Annotated in this window: 2 protein-coding genes; both read right to left on the minus strand. The window is 57.2% G+C overall.

Translation table 11 applies throughout. The features are described from left to right. Positions 1 to 414 (minus strand): YgjP-like metallopeptidase domain-containing protein (locus AUR66_RS20470; protein ID WP_157533015.1); only part of this gene is annotated, 414 nt, incomplete at its 3' end. Beyond that, the coding region (locus AUR66_RS06565; RefSeq protein ID WP_058571681.1) for a type I restriction endonuclease subunit R at positions 411 to 2,766 on the minus strand (2,356 nt) is incomplete at its 5' end. The genes AUR66_RS06565 and AUR66_RS20470, both read right to left, overlap by 4 nt.

Below are 2,766 nucleotides of genomic sequence, written 5' to 3' on the forward strand. Positions count from 1 at the left end.
CCAATCTTCGACCGCCTGGCGTTTCCGGCGGATGCTGACGTCGTCACCGGGTTTGTCGAATCGATGGACTTCGAGTGTGAATGTGTGGCCGTCGAAGGACAGTGTTGGGTCTGAGACGTCTGCCTCCTCGACTTTGAGTCGATACTGTCGACCACGATACGGGAGTTTCTCTCCGCTCACGAACTCTCGGTGGGCCGGTGCCCGAACCTGCTCCTTCAGTCCGTATAGCTTCTCCAATATCCAGGACTGTTTGTCGTCTAAGACGGACTCAACCTCGTCGTAAGTGGCACGCATCGGAGCCTTGACTCGGAGCTCCATCGACTCTTCCATCGAGAGCGTGATGGTCGACCGGTCCTGAGACCAGTCGATTTCGTACGGGATGACCGTCTGTCCAATGTAGTACTTGTGGGTCATTCGTAGTGTGTCCGCGCGAGCTCGATCACCTGGTTCGTGAGTTTGTCTCGTTCCTCATCGGTCAGGTCTAGGCCCGATCCGTACAGGACGATTTTGACCTGCATCCGAATCTGCTGTTGGATGTTGTTCTTCTTCTTCCACTCGACGACGTCCACCTGCTCTTCGACCGAGTCGATGAGCTTGCCGGTGAGTTCTATCAGCTGTTCTTCGTCGATGTCCCGCTCACCATTGCGGATGATGTCTTCGAGCGAGTGGTAGAACGAGAGTTCTGTGGCGTTCGAGAGTCCTTTCGCGTGGGCCATCTTGTCTCGCGACCGTATCTCGTCAAGGACGCCACGGAGCTCCTCGATGATCTCTTTGTCCGAGTAGCGATTCTGGCGGTACTGCTCGATGAGTTCCTCTACGCGCTCTTGGAGTGACCCAAAGTGGACTGGGTCTTCGTCGTACCGGACGTTGAGCTCGTAGTTTACTGCGTGCTTCATTTCGCTCGCCCGTGCTTCGTCGTCCTCTAGTTGATCAAGTTTCGTGTCGAATTCGGATGCGTCCATCACCGACACTGGCTCTTCGTTGAGGATTTCGATGCCAGACGAGCTGAGGTGATCTTGAATTATCTCTCTGACTTTCTCGCCACACCCCTCGAGATTCATCGAGTCATCGCGGAAGCGCTGCTTTGCACGGGCGTGAATCTCGCTGAGTCGGTTCAGGTCCTCCTTGTATGGGTTCGCCAACGGGTCGGGGAGGATGATGTCCATCAGCTTCGAGAACCGCCTGAACGCATTCTGGAACTCGATACGGGTGTCATCGGGTTCGAGCGTTTGTAGACACGCTTCCATCTCGGACAGGTCGTCGAAGAACGACTTCGCCCTCCGGTGAGACGCCTCCAGTTCGGGGAGCTTGTCTTCCAGGGGGACCATGGCCCGTTCGACGTCTTCCTGGCTGAACATCGCCAGCGCCTCTCGTAGGTCGTCTGAGACGCCGTAGTAGTCGATGATGATGCCATGGTTCTTCTCCGAGTATGGACGATTCACGCGAGCGATGGCCTGCAAGAGACTGTGTTCTTTCAGGGGTTTATCGAGATACATCGCCTGAGCGACCGGGGCGTCGAATCCAGTCAGCAGCATATCACAGACGATGAGGAGCTCGACGTCGCCGTCTTCGTCGACGAACGAGTCTTTGTACTCGCTGAGCTCGGAGTCGCTTGGGGCCCATTCCTTGACTTCCTCGGGGTCGTTGTGCCCCTGCGAGATGACGACGCGCGACTCTGGGCCGTTGAACTGGTCGAGCTTCTTCTTGTAGCGAATCGCTGCTCGTTTGCTTGTCGTGACGACCATCCCCTTGAACGGGCGAGCGATCTCGTTCTCGAAGTGGTCGATGATGTCGAGTGCAACGTGCTTGATCCTTGATTCTGCCTCAGCGAGGTCTTGGGCGCGAGCGTATCGCTTCTTGATTTCCGCCTTCTCCCCTTCGTCATATTCAGCGAAGACTCGGTCGAAGATACGATCGAGATTGGCTCCTTCGAGGTGGATATCTGCGAGCCGACCCTGGTAGAGAATCTCGACGGTGGTGTCGTCTTCGAGCGACTGGTCGATGGTGTAGGTGTCGATATAGTTCCCGAAGGTCCGCCGAGTGTCGCGCTCTTTCTTCTCGATTGGGGTTCCGGTGAATCCGACGTAGTAGGCGTTCGGGAGCGCAGTCCGCATGTTGTTCGCGAGGCTCTTGTACTGGGTTCGATGGGCCTCGTCGACCATCACGTAGATGTTGTCGTCTCTGGAGAGGACCGGGAACTCGCCTTCTTCCTCCTCGTGGAGTTGGAACTTCTGGATGAGCGTCGTAATCGTCTCGCCAGCGTGACTCGACAATTTGTCGCGGAGATCGTCGATGTCCTCGGCCCGCTTCGGGTTCGGGAAGTCACACCGCTCGAACGTCGCGTGAATCTGCTTGTCGAGTGCCGTGCGGTCGGTCACGAGCAATAGTGTCGGGTCGGCCTTCTCACGACGGAGTTTGAGTCCGAGGAACAGCATCGTGAGCGACTTCCCGGAGCCCTGCGTGTGCCAGACGACGCCCCCTCGGGCTTCACGTGAGCCACGGTGGTTGATCCGTGCGAGTGCCTTCTGGACAGCACGGTACTGTTGGTATCGGGCGACCAGTTTGACTGTACCCCGTTGCTTCGTCTCGAAGACAGTGAAGTGTCGGAGTTGGTCGAGGAGTCGCTCGGGTTCGAACAGCGCGTACAGCATTCGGTGCTGAGGGGAGACGTAGTCGACGTCGAAGAGTTCGGAAAGATAGTCATCGTCGACTGGGTACGGGTCGCGCCAGGGTTTGTATTGGCCCTTGGGTGTCCCGTAGGTCCCC

This window comes from Haloferax profundi (assembly GCF_001469865.1).
In the GTDB taxonomy this organism is placed as follows: Archaea; Halobacteriota; Halobacteria; order Halobacteriales; family Haloferacaceae; genus Haloferax; species Haloferax profundi.